At 45.5% G+C, this 22,419-nt stretch carries 17 protein-coding genes; 7 read left to right on the forward strand and 10 right to left on the reverse strand.

Annotated elements, in window-relative coordinates; all coding sequences use genetic code 11:
- Positions 1-5 precede the first annotated feature (5 nt).
- The 5 genes from BM099_RS09150 to BM099_RS09170 all read right to left on the reverse strand — a co-directional run bounded on the left by BM099_RS09150 (position 6) and on the right by BM099_RS09170 (position 6,198).
- Positions 6-689 carry a response regulator transcription factor gene (locus BM099_RS09150; RefSeq protein WP_090727044.1) on the reverse strand — a complete coding sequence of 228 codons (684 nt, stop codon included), beginning with the start codon at positions 687-689 and terminating at the stop codon, positions 6-8.
- Between the two features lie 198 nt (positions 690-887).
- On the reverse strand, positions 888-2,102 hold the full coding sequence (locus BM099_RS09155; RefSeq protein ID WP_090727046.1) for a hypothetical protein: 1,215 nt from the start codon (positions 2,100-2,102) through the stop codon (positions 888-890).
- A 58-nt stretch (positions 2,103-2,160) separates the two neighbouring features.
- On the reverse strand, positions 2,161-4,698 hold the full coding sequence (locus BM099_RS09160; RefSeq protein WP_090727050.1) for an LVIVD repeat-containing protein: 2,538 nt from the start codon (positions 4,696-4,698) through the stop codon (positions 2,161-2,163).
- A gap of 102 nt (positions 4,699-4,800) precedes the next feature.
- The gene (locus BM099_RS09165) at positions 4,801-5,589 is read right to left on the reverse strand and encodes a peptidoglycan-binding protein (protein WP_090727053.1); all 789 of its coding nucleotides are present in this window, start codon (positions 5,587-5,589) and stop codon (positions 4,801-4,803) included.
- 414 nt (positions 5,590-6,003) lie between these two features.
- Entirely contained in the window at positions 6,004-6,198 is a 195-nt protein-coding gene (locus BM099_RS09170) for a CPXCG motif-containing cysteine-rich protein (RefSeq protein ID WP_090727056.1), read from the reverse strand.
- 288 nt (positions 6,199-6,486) lie between these two features.
- On the opposite strand from BM099_RS09170, the gene BM099_RS09175 reads away from it, so the two are divergent.
- The 4 genes from BM099_RS09175 to BM099_RS09190 all read left to right on the forward strand — a co-directional run bounded on the left by BM099_RS09175 (position 6,487) and on the right by BM099_RS09190 (position 12,352).
- Positions 6,487-7,248 carry a hypothetical protein gene (locus BM099_RS09175; RefSeq protein ID WP_090727059.1) on the forward strand — a complete coding sequence of 254 codons (762 nt, stop codon included), beginning with the start codon at positions 6,487-6,489 and terminating at the stop codon, positions 7,246-7,248.
- Between the two features lie 11 nt (positions 7,249-7,259).
- Positions 7,260-8,264 (forward strand): hypothetical protein, encoded by a 1,005-nt coding sequence (locus tag BM099_RS09180; protein ID WP_090727062.1) that lies wholly within the window; start codon positions 7,260-7,262, stop codon positions 8,262-8,264.
- Positions 8,265-8,354: 90 nt separating this feature from the next.
- Complete coding sequence (locus BM099_RS09185; protein ID WP_177201132.1) at positions 8,355-11,318, forward strand: MFS transporter; 2,964 nt, start codon at positions 8,355-8,357, stop codon at positions 11,316-11,318.
- Positions 11,315-12,352 (forward strand): ABC transporter substrate-binding protein, encoded by a 1,038-nt coding sequence (locus BM099_RS09190; RefSeq protein ID WP_090727072.1) that lies wholly within the window; start codon positions 11,315-11,317, stop codon positions 12,350-12,352. The genes BM099_RS09185 and BM099_RS09190 overlap by 4 nt, the downstream gene beginning before the upstream one ends.
- A 54-nt stretch (positions 12,353-12,406) precedes the next feature.
- Here the strand turns inward: BM099_RS09190 and BM099_RS09195 are convergent, their stop codons facing one another.
- Together BM099_RS09195 and BM099_RS09200 are read right to left on the reverse strand one after the other, a co-directional pair.
- Entirely contained in the window at positions 12,407-13,399 is a 993-nt protein-coding gene (locus BM099_RS09195) for an endonuclease/exonuclease/phosphatase family protein (protein ID WP_090727074.1), read from the reverse strand.
- 323 nt (positions 13,400-13,722) lie between these two features.
- Positions 13,723-14,598: a hypothetical protein gene (locus tag BM099_RS09200; protein ID WP_090727076.1), complete on the reverse strand. Its 876-nt coding sequence runs from the start codon at positions 14,596-14,598 to the stop codon at positions 13,723-13,725.
- 321 nt (positions 14,599-14,919) lie between these two features.
- Between BM099_RS09200 and BM099_RS09205 the strand changes: the two genes are divergently transcribed.
- The 3 genes from BM099_RS09205 to BM099_RS09215 all read left to right on the forward strand — a co-directional run bounded on the left by BM099_RS09205 (position 14,920) and on the right by BM099_RS09215 (position 18,506).
- The gene (locus BM099_RS09205) at positions 14,920-16,080 is read left to right on the forward strand and encodes an amidohydrolase (protein WP_090727078.1); all 1,161 of its coding nucleotides are present in this window, start codon (positions 14,920-14,922) and stop codon (positions 16,078-16,080) included.
- A gap of 114 nt (positions 16,081-16,194) precedes the next feature.
- Complete coding sequence (locus BM099_RS09210; RefSeq protein ID WP_090727080.1) at positions 16,195-17,163, forward strand: zinc transporter ZntB; 969 nt, start codon at positions 16,195-16,197, stop codon at positions 17,161-17,163.
- A 512-nt stretch (positions 17,164-17,675) separates the two neighbouring features.
- Positions 17,676-18,506, forward strand: a complete 831-nt coding sequence (locus tag BM099_RS09215) for a transglutaminase-like domain-containing protein (RefSeq protein ID WP_090727082.1) — start codon at positions 17,676-17,678, stop codon at positions 18,504-18,506.
- 93 nt (positions 18,507-18,599) lie between these two features.
- Here the strand turns inward: BM099_RS09215 and BM099_RS09220 are convergent, their stop codons facing one another.
- From BM099_RS09220 to BM099_RS09230, 3 genes are all read right to left on the reverse strand, one after another.
- On the reverse strand, positions 18,600-19,451 hold the full coding sequence (locus tag BM099_RS09220; protein WP_090727088.1) for a universal stress protein: 852 nt from the start codon (positions 19,449-19,451) through the stop codon (positions 18,600-18,602).
- A gap of 10 nt (positions 19,452-19,461) precedes the next feature.
- Positions 19,462-20,949: a SulP family inorganic anion transporter gene (locus tag BM099_RS09225; protein ID WP_090727090.1), complete on the reverse strand. Its 1,488-nt coding sequence runs from the start codon at positions 20,947-20,949 to the stop codon at positions 19,462-19,464.
- Between the two features lie 281 nt (positions 20,950-21,230).
- The gene (locus tag BM099_RS09230; RefSeq protein WP_090727091.1) at positions 21,231-22,364 is read right to left on the reverse strand and encodes an NYN domain-containing protein; all 1,134 of its coding nucleotides are present in this window, start codon (positions 22,362-22,364) and stop codon (positions 21,231-21,233) included.
- Positions 22,365-22,419 lie beyond the last annotated feature (55 nt).

Raw genomic sequence — 22,419 nt, forward strand, 5'->3', positions numbered from 1 at the left:
CAACCTCAGCGAGAGCTCAGACGGTACCCTGTACCTCGCACCGATTCAATGGCACCGACCATTTTCCCGGCACTCTCCAGTGAAGCAATCTTACGGCGAATCCGTTTAATACACACATCCACAACATTGGTACAAGGATCAAAATCGTACCCCCAAACATGCTCTAGCAGCTGCCCCCGTGTTAATACTTGATTCGAGGAACGCATCAGATGCTCTAGCAGGCTAAATTCCCGACTGGTGAGTTCGACAGATTGGCCATGACAAGTGATACTTCGGCTAATGCAGTCAAGTTGCAGCGAGCCGACCTCAATCACATGTTGTAGTGTGCCTCCTTGTCGTCTGAGTAACGCCTGGATACGGGCATTCAGTTCTTCCACATAGAAAGGTTTTGCTAAGTAATCGTCAGCGCCCATCTCTAAACCCTTCACCCGATCACCCAGTTCGTTACGTGCAGTAAGCAGGATGATGGGAGTATCGATACCGGTTTGACGAAGAGAACCAAGAATATCCAGTCCATCGCGGCCCGGAAGCATGATATCAAGAATAATAACGTCGAAAGTATGTTTGCTCGCCATCTCATAACCCCGATTGCCATCGGCACAATGGGTGACGCTGAAATTTTTTGCACGCAATCCTTCACAGATAAAATCCGCAATCTTTTGTTCATCTTCGACAAGCAATATTTTCATTGAGTTAGATCTCTGGACAACTCATGAAAGTGTCTCACCTGAGACATCGTGCTCGCAACAAGTATGACAAATTTGTCATTTAAGAGAACGCCATAATCATTGTTAAAATGGCTAAGGAGTTACTGAACTCATGAGAAGGCACAGATGTGTTAGGTGTTAGGTGTTAGGTGTTAGGTGTTAGGTGTTAGGTGTTAGGTGTTAGGTTTCTGTGATTTCTGGTTTTCTGTCAGAGCTTCGAGTCGTTGGGTGGAAAAGGCGTTGTTGTCGCATGGCAGAAACGACCAGTGCGGCCGACGAAGCCAGCAGCGCTATCCCCAGAAGAACTGTATAGAAGTGTTCGATCACGCCAAAACGCCCAGCTTGGCTCAACTCCGCAAACACATTAAAGTGCATGAAAAATATAAAGGCTGACATGATTGCTACCACAGGGCCAGCCGCATACACAAACGCCATCGATTGGATCTGCCCGAGCCCTATTTCACGAAGGGCATCGACATTCAGTACCTTCCCGCCGGGGTCTCGTCGGCGCCATAGGTCGAGCAGCGAGCTATGCTGGCGGTCCCAACGCCCCTGCCTCGCCCACAATCCCCAGAATACGGCCGTCACGATCAAAGGAAACCACAATATTAGTTCGCTAAACGGAATGGGAAGGTCACCTGCTGGCGTGTCCAAATCAGTCATTCTCTCAACCTCGGCAAGCCGCTCACTGCGCCCTGTTATTTCCTTGATTCGGAGGCGGCGATCTTCCTGTATCCTTTCTAATTGACGTTCAATCGAGCGAATGTCCTGAACAACCACATTTATCCAGTCATCGGTGATCTGCGCGGCGCCCTCCCAAAGATAGTTGTTCTGATCCAAAATGCCCCGCGATGCATCACCAAAGCGGTTGTCGTTCCAGGGTTTCGGGTCGCCAGCCCCCAATTGGTAATAGTCATCGAAATGTCGTCTGAGTTCATTGTGCATCTCTGTTGGCATAGGGCGCCGGCCCGAAAATTGCCAAGGATTCCTTAGGATTTTATCCACCTCCACCCTTATCAATTCAGCATGTCTTGCATATTCATTCTGCTCAATTTCGTTGGCTGTGAGCATTAATTGAAGGTCATCATGAAGTGCCCGTGATGCATCCCGGAACTTCACGCCAAGGGACTCGTACCGCAGGCGCGGTTCTGCGAGGTAAGAAAGCTGACTACGCAGCTTTTTTTCAAGGGCAACACTTTCTTCCTGCGAATCCAGAATCCTTAACACCACGTCACGATTGACAACATACGGTGCTAGTCCCATGGCAAAGAAGGTCGCAACCAACAACAGAGAAATCATCCATGACCGAGACAAGCGTCGGCCTTCAGCCTCAAGCTGCGCGATCATTCGGTTGGATAGCTCAGTCAGTAATTCGTCTGACGTTTCTGTCGTCATCAGTCAGCTCCCGTCACGTCTAACGGCTGAGTTAAAATACCCAACCCTGCGCTAGACGTTAACGCCTTCCGTTAAGTTGCTTCTCGATACGCTCGGTGTGTAGTCTTAAATCACCGTAGCGTTGCTGTACGATGTCAAAGCCGCCGCTGTCTTTGTTGGGACGAATTTCTAATAGAAACTTGCGGACGCATTGATGGGTCACCTTGCTTTCTAATGCCTGAACTGTCTTCGCATGAGCAAGATCGGCATTTGATAATGAGCGTGCGTGTACACTGTAACTGTCTGCATCGCTGGTCATAAATATCGCTTTTCCACGACGGGTAATATTCAGTTGTTGTGGGGGTCTTGATAGCTTTAAAACATGATGTAGCGAAGGCGGTGATCCAGACCGCATGTTATAGATGCGTATGGACGTATCGTCGGCAATGACTAACTGGTCTCCATAGACATCAAAGGGAGCAGGCTTCATACGGTGTCGCAGTGTTGGCGAATAAGGGTCGCTCATATCAAATATCTGAATCCCTTCTTTATTACTGACAACGAGTTGCTCACTGACTAATCGAACAGACCCCGCATTTTGCATCGCTAGCGTGGCGATCTCGGTAGGTTTTTGGGGGTCGTGAACCGAGATAATCGCAACGCGATCTGGAAATGCAGCGTATACAAAGTGGAGGTCTTGCTCATACGCAGTTGGTGGCTTATCTGCTTTAAAATAACCGACCGCTTCTGCGCGACTGACGGACATCATTATCGACATAGGTGATTTTTCCGACGGTTTACCATCAACTTTCATAAATTTTGCTGAAGGCGGTATGCGCATGTGATGCGCATTTTCTGCATAGATACTTGTGTGAAGGCTGGTGCCCCGTCCGTCCAGAATGTGAATCACAGTATCACGTGACATCCCTCCTATACGCACTTCAAGTGAGTGATCTGGCGTGATTGTGCCATCTAAATAAGTGTCGATATTATTAATGATGCCGCCAAAATTCTCATACCAATCAGGTGGCGGCATATTTTCAGGCTTTCTAAAACAACCCAGCTCGCTGATAACAGACGAATGTAACCCACCATAAAGCTGGCCAGTGAGTGCAACTGAGTAGTGACGATCGTAGAGGTCGTTGCAGAAAATGATGACCTGCCCCGTGTGGACAGCGGTGTCGGGACTGTTGTAATGGACTTTGAGCAAAGCAGAATCGCCTGCTGGTAGATGAAGCGGAAATTGGGCGTTGGTCGCCAGTTCAAATACGCTGTCTGGATCTTCTATCGCGATGCCACATATCCACAAGGGGGCTTCGCCAATGTTTCTTATGTTTAGCCCAGCTTCTACACCAGATTGCTCATATAGATGAGCAGATTGTGTGTATCCCATAACCCCTCCACAGGGGTTGATTCTGCTCCTATCGAGGACAAGTGATAGACTATTGGCGACTTGGATCTCGCCGTTACCCACAAGCCCTATGTGCGAATCCGTACCAGAACAGGCTAGGAACTGTTGACCATAACTAAACGTGCTAACACTAAGGTTGGGTGCTACTTCTGCGTGTGCAATTGGGGTTGGCGGTGGCTGGTTATCGTCTGTGATGGTAACAGGGATAATACCCGAACCAGCGGCGAATATGTGAGCGTTGACCGTAATCTGTTCGATATCATCGGCATCTGTTTCAATGGATAAATCCGCGTAACCGAGCGCGTAGGACTCGGTCGCAATGCTGCCTAATCTGTAGAAGCCAACCACTTTGAACCAGATAGGATGATCCGCCATATTGTCGCTGACGAAACCTTCGTGCCAAGGCATGAACAGTTCCCCCTCCACATTGTCACCGGTCCAGAAGGCGCGTGTTTCGGTTGTAGCGATCCAGTTGTCTATTCCCGTGTCTGAATCCTGCGTGAAGTCGATCTGCGTTAACTCTTGATTGACACGCGCAAGTATGAGGCGATCATCTACACTAATGTGCCAATCTGCAGATCCTCTAGGGTCATCTTCAAAATCCTCCATAAACCGGTTGCGATTCACGCCGTTGTCTGTACTAAACTCTAAACCAATTACCAACGTCGGTTCGCTTTGACGATCGGCGGAGTTCATGTCCACATTAGGGATGCGTAACAAAGGAGAATCTACCAGTTCGGTATCGGTTGCTAGCAGCGCACCCAGTGGCACAATGGGGGCAAAATCACTAAGAACCGGGTTGAGATAAACTATCGCAGCATTCTGCAACTTTTGTTTGTTATCAGAGGTTAGCACCTCGCCTAACTCAAATAAAATGTCATGGTAGCCGAGTATTAACCGGAATGATTGTGCGTCCTCTTCATCCGCTTCAGCCGTTATCTTTAATTGAAGGTGTGCATTGACTAACGCAGGTGGTTCGCTAAGTTTGATGCCGAGCATTAAGTATAAATTGCTTTCATCATCTTTATGAAAGAACGTTTCATTTGGATCAGGATGGGTATAAACAAGGATTTCAGCAAGGGTGACGTCGATGTTTCCCAGGCAGTTTATAATCGGGCTGGTTTTGATAGCCTCTTCAGCTCGCTTGTGGAAAATCTCGCTACCTAAGCTAATAACGACACTCATACGTGAGCCAGGTAATGCCATGATATTTCCCCTTATATTGCATCAAATATACTGAACCAAGGCTATTTGCTCCGAAACTTCACCTGACGAAGCCTTGGTACTCCTTGTTTTTATGCATCTATTTTATTTCCGTAATGCATCCCAGGTCTTTTGCCCGACAATTCCATCCGCTGTAAGACCATTATTTTTTTGAACCATCATGACGGCTAGCTCGGTGGCTGGGCCAAAATCACTATCGATTGAAAGGTCAAAGCCTTTAGATATCAATAGCTCTTGTAACTCGATGACTGCATTTCCAAAAGAGCCGCGACGAAGGACTGTGGTATTTCCACCCTCGTTGAGTGAAACCCTGATGCCCTCGATGCCGGCAAGAGACGTTTTAGCCTTTTGCAGATATTTACGTCGATCTTCCAGACCATTAAGGCCGCCATTGACAAGTTTTGTCGCTTTTATCAAATCATCCCGGTCGGCAGCGGCATTTATGTTTCGGCTTTTCCAGTATTCACACGCAATTCTTAAAGAAGTAACAGGTTCTGCCGCAAGCTCTGGATTATCTTCTAATGGCAAATTTAGTTTTTTACCGATCTCCCGATAATTTGCGCGACCCGTTAGCTGAATGAGCCCTCGGCCTTTATAGCGCTTGCCGTCACCCTTCTTAACATTGCCCAGGTCTTGGCGGCCTTCATAAGCAGCCCCTGAAGCAAACTCTTCTGTCGTCCGAAAACCTGCACATTCATGGGCTACTTGCCCCATGAAATGTGCAATGCGCAGTTTTGTATTGATAGCGTAAAAATCGAGTATAGAAGAAAAAACAGATGACACCTCACCCACGATACGTAATTGAGATGCAGCCTTCGAACCTGAAAAACGAGGGGCAACAGACATAATAAAATCGCCATCTATAGGTATCATATTCATTATCCTCATAAGTCAGTGCTTCAATTAAACCGATACAATTATTTTGTACGGTTATCGCCTGGCGCAACTTATTGCGCGATGCTCGCTCCCACCATGTGATTAGAAGGCTACTTACTACTACTGCAGCAAGCTTCGCGCCAAGAAACACATTACCTAAGGAACTGAATTAAATAGGAATATCCAATGTAAGCGGATCGTTTATTTGCCTGGACGGGTCAGAATCGCCCCACTTTTTTCAATGAACAATCACAACAGAGTGATCTTTTGAAGGACAATCAATGGGTTACTGATATTCGGATTTGGGAGCTTCCGGGTCATAAATAACCCGGCTATTGCAGGGAACAAAGCACGTTATTTTGATTATTTTAAATGACAAATAAAAAGCTGACGGTGGAATTTTTCGGAAGGTTAGGCTTCATCTTCACTATAAACATTAACGGCAAGCTCACCATTAACACTTTCAGAAACCAAAAAAATGATGGGCTTACAACATACCTGGCAATCTTCAATATACTGCTGATCCATGTCGGTCGGATCAATGAGAACGTCAATCATCTCACCACAGTAAGGACATGATATGGATGTCTCAGTTAATTGATTCAATTTGTACGACTCCCCTTATTTACCAGAATATAAATTCTTGAGTTGTGGGTTAACAATAACCCACTTGCTGCCTAGGCAACCCGCATTGGCTAAGCCTATGTATCAATTACAAAATATTCCTTTAAATGGCGGTTTTCAAGGCAATTCTTATCATCTTCTGGATGATTTTCGACCCAGTTTTTAACCTAGATCTACATTTAGGCGTTAATAACCAATTGGTTACTTATTGGCATGTTTTTCGCTGCTACTTAAGGGAAATAGCTGTTTACCAAAGAAGAGGCGACAGCCATGAAAAAGAATGCTGATTTTTTACCCCTGCTTTTAATGGTCGCGTTGAGTGCACTTGTCGCAGGATGTACAACCGCACGAGTTGAGTATGATCGAATGACTGGAACTCAGTATCCTCAGCCCGTCACGGTTTCTGGCGATCAGGTGGACCTTACTTCTATCTATTGGCAGGGTGAGCGGATTGTCACCGTCACTGAAGATAATACGAATATTGCCGTATTGACCGGACCGGCAAACCCTCTCGATCCCAACCAATACGACTATATAAACCGTGCTGAGATCGAAACACTGGAAACGGCAAATCGAGCGGACCCCATTGGCTCATCTACTTTCAACTGTGGTCTCTGGAATCGTTTTACCTGCACCCGTTATCACTTGTACGGCGTTGTCGTTAACCATTATTGGGAAGGAGATTGCGGCACGGCATGTCGTGACACCGGGTTGTTAGGCGTGATGTACGCCGGCGCAAGTGGAATCACTAATGATCGATCTGCGTTTGTGGGTTTTTGGAGAAATTCTACAGTGAATTCAGATAATGGAAAATTTCTCCGTTCCACTGCCCATGAGATTGGTCATGCATTTAATAACAATCACTGTGATGGTGACGGTTCGATGACCATCATGAATCAAACAGGCGTTGTTGGAAATACTTACAACTATCAATTTTCTGCCACCAGCTTGGATCATCTTCAAAATCATGCTGATACAGCTGTTTGGCCCGGATTAGGCGCAAGAGACTACGCCTGTCCGCACAGCCATTAAGGAGGATGAAAATGACTAATATTTCAGTATTTGCAAGTGTGGTTATTTCATTAACCATCCTTATGGCTGGGTGCGTATCACCTGCTGGTCAGGGATTGAACCTTGGAGATCCGGCGTCCGTGGGCAGTGCCAGCCCGGCAGCTTCATTATCCCAAGGCTCTGCTCTTGAATTGGTGGCCGAACCTCTCAAGCACACCGTTAAATTAGGCGAGCCTGTTTACTTGGCCCTGCACGTGACTAATGCAGGCAATGAACCCGTTAGGCTGGTTGGCAGCCTGCGTCCCGGTGAAGGGCTAGTTGAAGTTTCAGCAGCCTATGAACAGGGAAAATCAATTACATTGGCACCACTCACAGAAAGTGATTTTGAAAATACTGTTTTGCTGGAGTCTGGTCAGACTATCGGTAATACTTTCCCGATATTTTTTGGTGCCAATGGTTGGAACTTTAAGGCACCAGGCAAGTACCAAATTTCAGTACGCCTGCTTGTACCCACTGATGGCAAGTTCATCTATTTTGATTCGAAAGCCGTCGATTTATATGTCACTGCCGCCGAATCCGGAAAATTATTATTTGCAGCGGATCAGAGAACGTTAATTGAATCCGGCAAGTTCCTGCTATGGCGAACTGGTGACCATTTAGAAAGCGGCATTAAACATCTCCAAATGGTCTCGGATAAATACCCACGCTCATCAATTGCATCTTATAACTCAGCAGCACTAGCGAATAATCTCAGCGAGCCTTTTACAAACTACCTGGTTGGTGAAGTACGAGTTCCTAACTGTTCAATGGCTGACGAGTACCGCAAGCAGATCAATTATGATTTACTCCCCACGAATCTCCTTGTAGAGGATTCAATCTCGCGAGCCAAGTGTCATGCAGAAAAAGCAAACTGGAAGGGTACACGGAGTGCTTTGAATAGAGGTTCAAAGCTCGTTGGTGATCGCTCTGAATTCAGTGGTTATTTTAAAAGCATTGAGGAAATGAAACGAAACTTAGAAAGGCATATATCCAACTAACATAGTTATCGAAACTCCTTTTCGAGAGCAATGGGTATCTTCTTAAATGTATACCCTTCATCTGATCAACAACGGTGCAGGGAGGCGCATTTGAAAACCTCATCCAAGGCACTCGTATGCTCGGTATTGCTGATGATGGTTGTGATGAGCTTGATCGTCATCATGAGCCTTTTTCAATTTCACACAACCCTAACCCAACTCATCCAAAGTAAGTTAACCGTTGTTAGCGAAAACATAGTCGATTCCGTGGAAGGTGCTATCGACCTAGGACTGTCACTCCCCGAGTTAAATAACGCCAATGCGCTTATCGTGCGGGGCAAGAAAAGCGATCCGCAAATTAATGTCATTGATATCTTTGTCCCCAGTGGCGAAATTCTGTTTTCCACTGCCCCTCAGCATATCGGAAAAATTATTATACCTGATGTCCTAGCGGCTCAAAGAAGAAGCACTGAGCGCACGTGGGGAATTGACAATGAAACAGAATTCGTCAGTGGTATGACGCTAACCGACAGTATCGGGCAAGCCATTGCTGGGGTTGTCTTAACCTACTCAAAGACTGGGTTCAGTAACAAGGTCTCAGATTTTACCGAATCCCTACTACTCAGTGCATTTATAGCCACTACCCTTTTCGTCGGTTTCGTCTACTTCGGCATTCGATTGTGCTTCCGCGATCTGGACCAATACATGGAGAGAGTCAATGATAGGATGAAGAGCGGATATTCAGAGCCATCTGAAGTCAATGTAATGCCTCTGCTTTATTCATTAGCCGATACGCTTCCTGATCCCAGAGTTATTGAGCAAAAAATAAAGGCTTCTGTCCATCAAATGGAACAGGCATATATACAAATAAACGCCATTGATAGAGACGTAGCTAAGGCTGAAAAACAACAACTCAAGGATAAAGCGAAGAAACAACCCGCTATTACCAAGACGCAAACTGAATCAGGATATGGTAACCGACTTATCCAGCGTTTGATTATATTGAGCATTATAATGGCACTTTGCTCGATGACCGTTGCCGGACTGGCGCTCCGTGATTTCAATCGTTTGCTGACACCAGAGCTTGGATACAAGGCCCGTATGATAGGTCGAACTGTGGAGGCCGACCTGACTCGGGCTTTGAGTTATGGTATTCCCTTTGATCAGATTTACGGAGCTAATTCCTATCTCAAGGGTGTGGTCAACGATCATGACGAACTGATCTATACGGCTATTACTCGGCCTGATGGAACTTCGCTCTACCAAGGAGGAGTCATTGATGACAGCACTCTGATCTCTTTAGGAAATGCTACATTAACTATTAAAAATAAGGGTGTTGATGAGGTAATAGAATTGGATGGTACTTTTGACCATATTATCCCGATCAAAACAGTCGCCGGCACCATCATAGGCAACGTACACGTAGGCATCGACGGAAAATTCGTGCAACGTCAGTTAGATGATATTTTTTTCGATATTGTCGTAATTTTACTGTCTGCTGTGCTGGTCACTTTCGAGATAATGCTGGCAATGGTGTTGATGTACGGTACGGCCCCTATCCAGCAACTAAACCTCTTGCTGGATAGGCTATCGCAAGGCGATTTCTCACATGTGATTGTCATGCATACGCGCTGCGCTATCAGTCGTACAGTCAATAGGCTAGCAAGGGATTCTCAGGCTTTACATAAAGCGTATTGGAGTGCTTGTTTTCGAACGGGTGACTCTGCCGCTTCAAATCGTTCCGCTTTATCCTTGATCGAAATGAGCCCCCGCCTGGATGACATTGGGACCCGCTTCGGTCTGTCGATCAACGGGCCTATACCCCTTCGTCAAGCCGTACCCAGTGATATCCGGCTACCGCTGTTCTTGTTTGCGTTTGCGGAGGAGTTGCAGAAGTCGTTTTTGCCGTTGTTTGTGCGTGAGTTATACACTCCCGTTTCCTGGTTGAATGAACCGATCATCATTAGCCTGCCCATCACCGTTTATTTAGCGGTACTCGCCATTGCTGCGCCGCTTGCCGGTGGGTGGGCTGAACGCTACGGCTGTCGCAGGCTGTTTTTGGCAGGCTTAATACCTTCAGTTGCAGGCTTTATCGGCTGTTCGCTGGCTAGCAGTATCACCGAACTCGTGGTCTGGCGGGGAGTAACTGCGCTTGGTTACGCCATGATTACCATCGGGTGCCAGGACTATGTCATTGCTCACAGTAATGCTCATAGATGGAGGAAAAACATGGTTCTGTTTATTGGCATTATTATGAGTGCGACCATGTGTGGGACTGCGATAGGTGGTATTTTAGCCGACCGGCTTGGTTATCAGACCGTCTTCGTTCTCGCTGCAATGGTCGCCCTATTCGCTGGGATTACTGCCGCCTACTCTCTGATAGACAATTCACAATCAAAAGCCAACGTAAAGATGGGTGATCAAGGAACTCATCTCAAGGGTCGCCTACGTGCTACTCTGGCGGTGCTTTCTAATGTGCGTTTTGTCTTATTTCTGCTGTGCATTGCCATACCTGCGAACGTGCTGATTGCCGCTTATTTGTGGTATTTGGTACCACTCTACCTTTCTGATCTAGGCGCCAGCGCCTCCGAAATCGCTCGAGTGATAATGCTTTACTACCTGCTGATCATCGTTGTTGGGCCGATAACAACACGGTTGGCAGATCGATCAGAGTCTTTGGCGTTATGTGTTGGCTTGGGTTCATTTTTATCGTCAATTGGTCTGGTTATTTTTAATGACTGGCAAAGTACCTGGGCCGTTGTTATTTCTGTGACAATAATAGGGTTGACTCATGCACTGACGAAGGGAGCGCAAATTCCGCTGGCCCTGACTATTTGCTCAGCTGAAATAGACGCCGTAGGACGGACAACGGTCTTGGGCTTCTTACGCTTCTTTGAGCGAATTGGCAGCGTATTAGGCATTTTGGTATCTGCGATGATCATTGCGCATTATGGGTATGCAGTAAGTATTGGTTTAACCGGCGCTTTAGTTTCGGGAGCTGCCCTGTTGTTTTTAGTCATGCATTTGGCAGACAACAAAAAGCGCGCAAAAGCACATTTAGGTGAACAGCAATGAGTTCTCGTTTCTGGCTTCGCCCTTATATCCCGATACTGCTACCTATACTTTTTTTATTTTCCGGAGTTACGGCTGCGGCTACGCAAAGTGAATTCACTATTCTGATGGTGGTATGGAGAGGCTGTGAACACGCCTGTCAGGGCTTTAAGGATTATATCCGTGAACGGGGCATTGCCTCAGAGATCATAATACGAGATGCTCAGCGAGATCTAAGCCTCCTGCCTGAGTTTGTCCACGAAGCCAAAAAGCGCAAAGTCGATCTTGTTGTCACCTGGGGCACTTCCGTTACTCGCGATATGGTAGGTACATTTGACACAGTGGATCCAGCCAACCATATCACAGAGATCCCCGTTATATTCATGCTTGTCGCTGATCCGGTGGGTGCCAACATCATAGAGAGTTACGATTCATCGGGAAGGAATAATGTTACTGGCACTCGGAATCGGGTACCCGAAGAAGTGCAGTTAAAAGCGATAAGCGCTTACCGTCCATTCAGGAAGCTGGGGTTACTCTTTAACAAAAATGAACTCAATTCAGTACTTAACGCGGAGAAGATAAAAACGCTTGCCGGTCAGATGGGGTTTGAATTATTCAGCGATGGGCTTTCTTCGAAAGCAAATGGCAAACCGAATATTGAGGAGATACCAGCAGCTATCAGCTCAATGAAGCAGGCAAATGTTGATTTTATATACATAGGATCAAGCTCCTTCCTGATGGCTAACCGGGATTATGTTACCAGCGAAGCGATCAGGCAAGGGTTGCCGGTGGCTACCGCCTATGAGGCCATGGCGTCTGAGTCTCATGCATTAGTTGCGGTTGCCAGCCGTTATTACAATGTAGGTAAATTGGCCGCTTTCCAGGCTGAGCAGGTACTGATCAACAAAGTCCCTCCCATTCAGATCCCTATCCGCAGTCTGAGCCGTTACTCTTACATCATAAACATGGAGACCGCTCGTCTACTTAAGATTTACCCTCCTCTTGATGTGTTGCGCTATGCCGAGGTAGTAAAAGGATCACAAGATACTCGACCATAATCCATTTAAGGTTACTGCGACAGCAGGAAGGACAAAAATGAAGGAATTACCGGCCTACTTTTCATATACCTTTACGACCAGCGGTAAATGGTCCGAAAAACCATTTTTGTTATATTCTCTACTCGAGGGTCTTGAGTGACGTACCACCTTGTTCCGTTTGATCATCCCCTCTACAGTAAAAATTTCAGCCTTGTCAGCGCTTGTATAGAGTTGCTTGTTCTTCAGCGCTCCACGATTAACCAAAATTTGATCAAGCATTCCCCACTCGCCTCCATACGAGTGAGTTCCTTGAGCGCCGTCCATCAGTGTCCACATCATATTGTACAAGTAAGGGTTTCTACTGCGGCTCGATTTAACTTTGCTGATCTGATTTGTTGAAAGTGCGTAGCTGGTCAAAGATCTGTTAAACGGCTCGTCATTGAAGTCCCCCATTACCAAAATGGGAATTTCACCGCGTATTTCTTTAATACGCTCGAGAAAATAGGAAAGGGTTTCCCCTGCCATCATACGGTAGGGTTCGGAGTCCATCTCCCCTCCAAGACGGGACGGCCAGTGGTTGCCAATCACAATAAAATCGTTACCCTTTTTCGTCTTAAAGTTGACCTGTACTAAGTCTCGGGTCGCGTTGCGCTTTTGGATGACATGATAAAAGACTGTATTTTTAACAATGCCTGCAGCATCGCGTGTCGTTTCAATTTCGAATAGGTTTCTATCGTAAATAAACGCGACATCAATGCCTCGCATATCAGCGTTATCTGCATGAACAACGGCATAATCACGGTTGGGCTGTTGTAACGTCCTGACCAAATCCTGCAGGACGCCAGATGATTCAACTTCACAAACGCCGAGCAGATCCGGGCCTTTAGCGTCGTTCATTGCATCTATCACAGTGGCTAATTGTTTCAGCTTAATCTGAAGTTCTGGTTTACCCCATCCCTTAAGCTCGGCATTAAGTTTTTTTTGCAGCCACTCAGGGCGATTCGGTGAATTATTTTCTTCAAATAAATTTTCGACATTCCACCAGGCGAAATAGTATTCAGTCGTCATATGGCGCTCCTCGTGGTTCGCCAGTAGTGCTATCGCGTCCCTTTTCTTTCGATTGCACTGAGTTGAGTTCCAAGAAAATTTATAACCGCTTCATGAACAACGGCGCGATTTTTCATGTGGCAACGTCTGTATGGGCGCTGGAAAAATCGGGTTCCTTAATGAAAACTATAACAAAAAATATAATAATAAGTATGCCAAAATTTAATCAATATATGATTAATAACTTAAATATAAAAAAATATGAACGGGTTAAAAACAGGCATAGAAAATACTTTAACTAATACAAATAATTAAAGTTAGGCGGGTTGTTTTATCTGAAGAATTTATTTTAATATTTTTAATTCTAATATTTTCGCATCTATTTTTTTAGAAATTTTACTGTACCCTGCGCTATCAGGATGAATTTCATTTAACCAATCATGACTATCGCCAACACTGCCAAGTTTTGCCTTGACTAGAGTGCCCCGGGTATCTACGACATGGAAATTATGCAGTTTGTTGCTACCTTCAGCTAATTCCAGAATCCCCTCGGCAAGTTTATCAACGAGGAATTGCGCAAGCTCTATCCAAATACCTTCTGGGATCTCTGCTTTTGAAAATACGGGATACAACCAAGGTCCAGATATAGTAAATGGGAAAAAACGTGCGGGGGCGTTTCGTGGTACGAAATAATCATACGTATGAACCAGGATTGGTTTTCCAATGGCTGGGCTATTAGGTGAATCTCTTAGATTAACTATTTTTCGAAAACTATCCTTAATATTTTCTATTACCTTTTCAAATATTTCTAAATCACAATAACTTTCCATGTTATTAATATCACTATCTGCCCTTTCATCTTTAGAGAGAATTATATTTTCAGCCTCGTCAATAAGATCATTGCCTCCGCCACTAATCAGCAGCAAATGCCAAGGAAGCCCTTCCTCAGATAATGCGCTTTTAAACGATGAATTTTTAAGCATCTTTGACATGTTGATTATTGTGTCGCCCGGCTTAGCACAATTCACAATAAGAGTAGACGCCGTAAAACGCATAGAAAACAGAAGATTAGAAGTAGGTATACCCGCTAAAGTAAACCATGAGTCACCTTCTGCTAAAATCAGATTGTCGTTAAATACAGGATCATTAGAGGGAATTACAATTTCAGATTGTGCTTCATGCCAGGTAATTACATTAGGTCTGAACTTTCGGCGTGCCATCTTACACCACCCTATATGTCTTAAGTTAGAACACATTAAGCCTGTGTTCCTGGAGATATAGAGAGAACATCAGTGGTCGAATATTCAGCACACTCTCTCTTCTCAATACAAATAAAACATATGTATTAAATTATATCAATTGTTGTTTCTACGAATCTGACAGGTTAGAATTTTTACATGTTAAGTTATTGAATAACATATATAAAACATAAATGCCGTTGTTTTCATATCCACTACACTGTTCACTATTGGTCGGATCTCGTTAATGCTACTGTTCTTTACCTAAAGGCAATATGTTTACTCTGACCCATTGGTTTTAATATGCTAAATCTAAATGAATTAATAACGTTACGTAAAGCACTTCATCAGAACCCAGAACTTTCTAATCAGGAGCAAGCAACGGCGGCTCGCATATTAAAAGTTTTTCAGACCTTCTCTGCGGATGAAACCTATACCGACCTCGGCGGTACCGGACTTGCTTTCGTCTTTAATGGATCTGAGTCTGGGCCAACGACCTTGATCCGCAGTGAGCTGGATGCGCTGCCCATCGAAGAAACAAATACCTTTGCGTATCGTTCGCAGGTTAAAGGCGTTTCTCATAAGTGTGGCCACGACGGACACATGAGTATAGTGACATCAGTCGGTGCTGAACTTTGTAAAAATCGTCCGCACAGAGGTCGTGTCATTCTGTGTTTTCAACCAGCAGAAGAAACAGGCCAAGGAGCGATTCAAGTGGTTAACGATGCACGCTTTGCATCACTAAACCCCGATTATGCTTTTGCGCTACATAATTACCCTGGATTAGCGTTAGGTAAAGTCGCTGTGCGAGCCGGTACGTTTAATTGTGCCTCGCGGGGAATGATCATTCACCTCAAAGGTAAAACCTCTCACGCGGCGCACCCTGAGAATGGCGTAAGCCCTGCTAACGCCATGTGTAAAATCATACAAGGACTGGGCGAGCTTCCTTCTACGATAGCGAATCAAGCGATACAAGGACGAAACTGGCTAACCGTGATCCACGCTAAATTAGGAGAGATTGCATTTGGCACTGCGCCGGGAGAGGCCGTTGTGATGGTGACCCTGCGTAGTGAAACGAATGAAGGTATGCAAACCCTGATAGAGCAAGCTGAGACTTTTTCCCATTTAATAGCAAACAATGAAAATCTCAGACTATCCATCGAATACGCTGATGTCTTTCAAGCCAGCGTCAATTCTCAACAAGGATGTGATCTTGTTGTAAACGCGTGTCAAACAACGCAAACTCCCTTTTTGCTCTTAGAGGAACCGATGCGATGGTCGGAAGATTTCGGGCAGTTCACTGCGACGGCTAACGAAGGAGCGATGTTTGCCTTGGGTTCTGGACAAACGAGCCCACAATTGCATAACCCCGATTACGACTTTCCCGATAAACTAATTCCGATTGGCACAGATTTATTCCTTAATATAATTCGCCAGTTAAATGGTATACGGGATAAATCATGATCCAAATGAGCGCGGCAACGATCAGATTGACATCGGTATTGTAGGCTAGCCTACACTTTAGTTAACATCTAAAATAGACTATCTGCCCTTCCGGCATCGGAGACTCAATTTTCTATGAATTCATTCCAACCACTTCAATATCTCGCGCTAGACCGCCGGGGTGGCGCGCAACAGGTTGTCGCTGCCCTCAACGACGAGCGTGATCCTAGCCAGCTAGAGTGGTTACACCTTGACTACAAGGACGCGGCTTCTATCGACTGGTTGAGAAATAAAAGCGGCATCGCCGAGGTGTATGTTGATGCGCTAACCGCCGACGATCCGAGGCCGCGCAGCCTGGTAGTTGGCGACTCGCTCCTTCTCATTCTACGCGGCATTAACCTGAACTCCGGTGCGAACCCCGAAGACATGGTCTCTCTTCGACTCTGGATTCAGGCAGACCGTGTGCTTACGCTTCGGCACAGACGCCTTAACTCGGTGCAGGAAGTCGCCGATCAACTCGACGCCGGAAACGGTCCCGCCTCACCTGGCGAACTGCTCAATGTTATACTGTCACGTTTGCTGGCGAAAATTGGTAGTGCCGTTGGTGAAATTGAAGATTCCGCTGATGAGCTCGAAGAGTTGGTACTGACGGCTGAAAGCCGGGAATTACGCTCACGCTTGTCTGCACTGCGTCGACAATCTATCTCATTGCGGCGATTCATAGCACCGCAGCGTGAAACCATCGCCCAACTCTATGCCGAACATGTTTCCTGGCTGAGCGACGGGGACAGAGCACATCTGCGTGAATCGGCGGATCGGATTACCCGTTATATTGAAGATCTGGATGCGGCAAGGGATCGTGCCGCCGTGACCTACGAGGAGTTGTCAAACCGACTTGCTGAGCAGATGAACAATACAATGTATCAGTTGTCCATTGTTGCCGCGATTTTTCTACCGCTTGGATTGCTCACCGGCTTACTCGGTATCAACGTTGGCGGCATTCCTGGGACGCAGTCCTCGGTCGCGTTTACTCTAGTGACGCTAGCGCTACTGGGAATCGGCGTACTTGAATGGTGGTGGTTCAAACGTAAAAACGCGATTTGAAGCTCACAGCCACTTCTTGAAATTGTTATTGAGGCTTAGAATCTTCAATAACAATGTCTTTAAAGCCAGCCTCTAGCGGCGTATTCCCAGCGAAAGAAACATGCATCGCTTCTATACAGCAGCAGGTATTATTAAGACCAATATGCCACTCGCAAAGCTCAATAGCCTGACGTATCAGCAAGCTTTATGAGTTTGGCACATATGGAGGTTAGGCCGAAAACCGATTAGAGTAGGTAATAGATATTCGGGAATATTCGCATAATTGGCCAAGTGTTTCATATATTCAATCGGCGGTTGAATTTATAGATCGTGATATTGATGGCAACATTGTATTCGATACCCGTACACTAGATGCTGGGTTAAAGTTACCTCTGACTATGTGGAAAGATCCGGAAGCTTCTCATTCAGTTGAGAATTTGTGTAAAACAGATACGATTAGACTCATACGTGTAGAATTGAAGCAGAACGTATTGATCGCCACGACCCTCATCAGTCATTACAGGTCATCTATTATGCATTTTGTAAAAATATCATCTGAGCTTGTTTATACCGTTGACTCCCCCGCAAGCTTTGTTTTTAGCATTGCGGCGGCCAATACTGATCATCAAAAAACGATAGAAGAAAATCTCACTATATCACCCGCTATCGATACCGAGTGGTGCCAGTTGAATGACTTTGGTTGCCGTGGTCTTCGCTTAAAAGTGGAGCCATGTGAATTGAACGTTAGATACAGCGCTACGGTGCAACTCTCACCAGAAACCGAGCAGGTCAGGTATTTAAATGAGGTTGACCATAAAGCATTACCCACATCGGTACTGCCTTTTTTAAACCCGAGTCGCTACTGCGAATCAGACCGTCTCGGGCGTCTTGCCTGGAAAGAGTTTGGTCAGCTGCAAAGGGGTTATTCCCGTGTTAATGAGATTTGTAACTGGGTAAATGCGCATATTGATTACGTTGCGGGGAGTACCGATGCGTCTTCCAGTGCGTGTGATGTGCTGATTCAGCGTGCCGGCGTTTGTCGGGATTTTGCTCATGTCAGCATAGCGCTGTGTCGCGCGTTAGGCATTCCTGCTCGTTATGTTTCCGGCTATGCCGTTGGATTGGAGCCACCTGACTTCCATGGGTTTTTTGAAGTGTATTTAGAGGACCGCTGGTATCTTTTTGATGCGACTCGAATGGCGCCGATAAGTGGGCTTGTCAGGATTGGTATTGGACGCGATGCAGCGGACTCTTCATTTGCCAATATTGTCGGTGAGGCTACTATGAAGTCTATCAAGGTCGAGGCTACCTCGGCTGATTCCAACTTCCTGTACGATAATGGGAACCCCGTATCAACCGCTTAGTTGATCACGCCTGCGATAGGTAAGCGGGGCGACAACATTGCCGCGTACTAGCACTTCTTAGTGATTAAGAAGTGCTAGCGGCCGGACAAATATCTAACGCAAAATCAACAATGGCGAATCGGTATTCTCAATCATTTTGAGGGTGTTACTACCCAAAAATGCATGAGCAAGCTTAGAATGAGAAAAGGCCCCCATCACCAGCATGTCTACCTGGTTTTTAGTTTTGTAATCCATTAATGAACTAAAAATATTGCCCTCTAAGAAGCTCGCCTTGACGTCAAAACCACTTTCAAGCAGTAACTTTTCTGTGTGGTTGAACTTGTCCATCAATTTACTTTGGTTGTTTTTTACCGTCACCAGATGACAGGTTAAATTGTGAATTAACCCACCATCAATAATCCGCTTAACGGCCTTGTCAGCCGTTTCACGTCCGTCATACGCTAGCATAAAGCTTTTAGGCTCGGTAAACCCCTTATTAGCGATAAGCACCGGCGTATGAACTTGACGAATTATTTGCTCTATATGCGAGCCAAGTGCCTTAAAATCTGGCTTATTTCCTTCTCCTGAACGACCAATCACAACTAAACGTGCATCGGATTCAAGGTCACATATTGCCTCTGTAATATCACTATGGCGCTGGGCCTTTTCAATCGACTCACAACCCTGCTGGTTAGCTAACTCAACGGCATGCGCTAGCATTTCTTTGCCAAGTTCCAATGCCAGTTTGCTCTTTTGCTCATCCAATGAAGCCATCTCTTTAAGCAAGGATGAGCGAGCTCCCAGTCCGATAGCGCCGCTTAAGTCTTCAGCCGCGGCAATGTTTTTCTTTTCGATCGCATGTAAAAACAAGATAGATTTATTAAGTTTCTTAGCCGCCCAAATACCTGCACGACAAACCGCATCAGAATAAGCCGAACCATCCACACATGTAATAATTTTATTCATGGTTATCTCCTTAGTGCCCAGCCATTAGTTTTTCAACTTCTTTGGGATCGTTGTGGACACCAAATTTATCGACTATCGTTTCGGTCGCTTCACTCATCCCGATAACTTCTACTTCCGCGCCTTCCCGCTTGAATTTAATCACGACTTTATCAAGCGAATATACAGCAGTAATATCCCAAAAATGGGCAAGCGTCAGATCTATGACGACTTTATCAACGACTTCTTTGAAGTCAAATGACTCGATAAACTCCTCAGATGAGGCAAAGAACACCTGGCCAACCACTTGGTAGATACGAACGTCATCAGTAGATTGCTCTGATTTTACAACCATAAACCGGCCAATTTTGTGCGCAAAGAACAAGGTAGCCAAGAGTACACCCACCAAAACGCCAATCGCCAGGTTATGAGTTGCCACCACGACGATAACCGTCGAGATCATAACTATATTGGTTGATAGAGGATGTTTCTTCAGATCTGTAATAGAACTCCAGGAAAAAGTTCCGATTGACACCATAATCATTACAGCGACCAGTGCGGCCATCGGGATTTGCTTGATCCATTCATCCATAAACACCACCATAATGATCAATAATGTGCCGGCTGCGAAGGTCGATAATCGCCCTCTACCCCCCGACTTCACATTAATAATAGATTGACCAATCATCGCGCAACCCGCCATGCCTCCCATTAAACCTGCACCAATATTTGCGATCCCTTGCCCTTTGCACTCACGGTTTTTATCACTCGTGGTGTCGGTTAAGTCATCAACGATAGTTGCCGTCATCATAGACTCCAGCAAACCAACCACAGCAAGGCCTACGGAATAAGGAAGAATGATCATTAAGGTATCGAAATTCAGCGGTACATCGGGCCATAAAAAGATAGGTAAGGTATCAGGTAATTGCCCCATATCGCCAACATTGCGAATGTCGAGTCCCATCGATATGGCAACGCCAGTCAATACCACAATACACACCAGAGGAGACGGGATCGTTTTGCCAATGACCGGTAAATAAGGAAACAGGTAAATAATACCCAGCCCTGCTGCAGTCATGGCATACACATGCCATGTCACATTAGTTAGCTCTGGTAACTGAGCCATAAAGATAAGAATCGCCAGTGCATTCACAAACCCTGTCACAACAGAGCGGGAAACAAAGCGCATTAAACTACCGAGTTTAAAGTAACCCGCAATAATTTGAAAAACACCGGTTAACAAGGTTGCAGCAAGAAGGTACTCAAGGCCATGGTCTTTCACCAATGTGACCATGAGCAGAGCCATAGCACCTGTCGCAGCCGAAATCATACCTGGCCGCCCCCCTACTATCGCGATGATGACTGCGATACAGAACGAAGCGTATAAACCTACTTTAGGGTCAACCCCGGCAATAATAGAAAATGCAATGGCTTCAGGGATTAAGGCTAACGCAACAACAATACCTGCAAGCAGGTCTCCCCGTACGTTAGAGAGCCAGTCTAGTTTCATTTTTTCAAGCATAGAAAACCTTGTCATATGTTTAGAAACAACGCTACATTCGGCTAAGGACGGTTGGTCATGTCCCAACTATCGCTACAGAATCTGCGTTTGTTTATTGATGATTGTTAGTAGAAGCGAACTCAGCGTGGCTACGATATAGCAGTATCACGGGAAGGCCGGTGACTTTTTGAAAGAGGGACGCTATGGCGGCGTAATCAGCAAAGCGCTTTACCTTATATCAAAAGAAAATTAATCCCGGATTTTACAACAATTTAACGTACAAGAAAATAAGAACCGTCCCGCTAGCCTTTCGGATACAGGATTGGTTGAAGCTGTTTCGAGTCGAACGCCACATGCTCTTTGCCGCATGCGGATTTAACTCTGACAGTCATTGCAATATTAATTTCACTCAAGAAATTCTCGTTACCTACATATTGCCAGTATTTATCATCATTTTTGTCGACGGTCACTTCAAATAATTTAGCTTTAAATAAGGTCGATAGTCCTTTTTTAATATCGTTGGCGGTCGAGCCTACCATTAGTTTCTTCCTATGTTCAGCTGATACGCGTTGGATTAAATTTTCTTTTAAATCAGAGGCCTCCATTGGTTTTGTGTTTAGCAACGCAGCGTGCAGATTAACGATTAAACTGCGGGGTACAAAAGGCCAATTCATTGTGCGCAATAGTTGTCTATAAGCTTCTGTGCTTGCCGGTTGAAGATCAGAAACGCTGCCCTGCTTGGCTACTTTTCTTTTAAGCTGCCCAAACCAGTGTGTTTTATTTTTTTCTTTAAATATCTCGATAGATTTAATATCACGCATAAAAGTAGAGAAATTTGTGTAGCCCCAATTACGCTCATCAAAGGCGTTATCCATAGAGATAAGAGTATTCTTTAACGTACTCAGCCCCATGGGATCACCATGTTCATCCAGCACTTTTTCAACCATCGCAACTGCTTCACTGAGTTCGTATTGTGCTTCTTGCTCCTCTGCCACATCGGTATAGATATAGCGTGTACAGGAAGATTTAACGCACTCACTTAACGGAGAGCGCGGGCCAACGCCGATGACTTCTTTGCCCATTTCGCGCAATCGTCGAAACAGTGGCGAAAAATCAGAATCACCTGTGGCGAGTACAATATGCTCAATATCGGTTGCGCGGATAGCGCTTTCCAGTACATCCATAGTTAGCTGAATATCAGCGGAGTTTTTACCACTAACAGGATGATAGCTGTGAACCAGGTCGAACCCTAAGCGGTTAAGTGGGGCCTGAAGGTTTGATATATGAGTGTTGCTCCACACGCCATAGGCTTTGCGGGTAACGATTCGCCCTGCCGTGCTACCTAAGTCAGCGACTAGCTTTTCCAGGCCGTCTTCTTTTACCCATTTAGTAAGGTTTTCGACATCAACAAATATTGCAATTTTTGATTTATCCATACTTTCCTTGTCCTGCCATTCCTTATTTATATCTACTATTTTAGCTGCTCTTTAT

It is taken from the genome of Neptunomonas qingdaonensis (genome assembly GCF_900113275.1).
In the GTDB taxonomy this organism is placed as follows: domain Bacteria; phylum Pseudomonadota; class Gammaproteobacteria; order Pseudomonadales; family Balneatricaceae; genus Neptunomonas; species Neptunomonas qingdaonensis.